Origin of the sequence: Synechococcus sp. R5-15, from assembly GCF_047462035.1 — a bacterium.
In the GTDB taxonomy this organism is placed as follows: Bacteria; Cyanobacteriota; Cyanobacteriia; order Thermostichales; family Thermostichaceae; genus Thermostichus.
The window spans coordinates 1-1335 of record NZ_JANSIK010000197.1; the positions used below are offsets into that span (position 1 = coordinate 1).

Here is a 1335-nt window from a genome sequence, read left to right on the forward strand (position 1 = left end):
CCGTACTGAACATATTATACATTATTTTCAGTATAGTTGAGCTTATTATTGACTAGAGTCATGCTCTCAAAACTTCAAGGAATGCAGGGATCCCCTTAATGCTGGGCCAAGGGCAGTGAGATCTTGAAAGGGGCACGCCAAGGAGCTTATTCAAGGGTTAGCCTCGCGTAAGGCCCTCGGTTGCTCCGGAGTTAAGGGCTAGGGCCCACTGCCGCGATGGTTTCTTCCTTTTTGTTAGCCATGAAAATCGCCGCCAACATCACCCAGCTCATCGGTCGCACCCCGCTGGTGCGGTTGAATCGGATCCCTCAGTCGGAAGGGTGTCTGGCCGAGATCGTGGTGAAGTTGGAGAGCTTTAACCCTGCCGCTTCGGTGAAAGACCGCATTGCCGTCAGCATGATCGAGGCTGCCGAACAGGCCGGTTTGATCACCCCCGGCAAGACCATCTTGGTGGAGCCCACCTCTGGCAATACCGGCATTGGCCTGGCCATGGCCGCTGCTGCCAAGGGTTACCGGCTCATCATCGTCATGCCTGAGAGCATGAGCCTGGAGCGGCGACTGCTGTTGAAAGCCTACGGAGCAGAGGTGCACCTGGCCAGTAGCGCCGGCGGCATGGGGGAAGCCATCTGGAAGGCTGAAGAGATCGTCCGCCGCACTCCCAACGCTTACATGTTGGGCCAGTTCACCAATCCCGCCAACCCCCGGATCCATGCCAGAACCACCGGCCCGGAAATTTGGGAAGATACCGATGGTCAAGTGGATATCCTGGTGGCAGGGGTAGGTACCGGCGGCACCATCACGGGGGCGGGCGAGTTTTTGAAGGGGAAAAACCCGGCCATTCGACTGGTGGCCGTTGAACCCAAGGCCAGTGCCGTCTTGAGTGGTGGACGGCCCGGCTTTCATCGCATTGAAGGGATCGGAGCGGGATTCGTGCCTGATGTGCTGCGGCGCGACCTGCTGGATGAGGTGATCCCAGTGGAAGATGAAGAGAGCATGGTCTACAGCCGGCGCCTGGCCAAAGAAGAAGGGATCCTCTCCGGCATTTCCACTGGGGCTGCCTTGGCGGGAGCCATCCAGGTGGGGCGGCGACCGGAAAACGCTGGCAAGCGGATTGTAATGATCCAGCCTAGTTTTGGGGAACGCTACCTGAGCACACCTCTTTTTCGCGACTTGGAGCGGGATTCCGATTCGAGATGACGATGATGCTGAGACTGCTGCCCTACAGGTCGCCCTGGCCCAGAGGGCGAGCTAGCATGGGTGAGAGTGACGTGGCGGAACGGCAGACGCGCTAGACTTAGGATCTAGTGCCGCAAGGCGTAAGGGTTCAAGTCCCTT

1 protein-coding gene is annotated in these 1335 nt (G+C 58.4%); it reads left to right on the plus strand.

What is annotated here, in order from left to right:
* The first annotated feature begins 240 nt into the window (after window positions 1-240).
* Window positions 241-1197 (plus strand): cysteine synthase A, encoded by a 957-nt coding sequence (cysK, locus tag NW839_RS13595; protein WP_011433569.1) that lies wholly within the window; start codon window positions 241-243, stop codon window positions 1195-1197.
* Window positions 1198-1335 lie beyond the last annotated feature (138 nt).

What these genes read in the sequence shown, in the direction of transcription:
- cysK (WP_011433569.1), top strand. Translation starts at nt 241, where the DNA reads ATGAAAATCGCCGCCAACATCACCCAGCTCATCGGTCGCACCCCGCTG.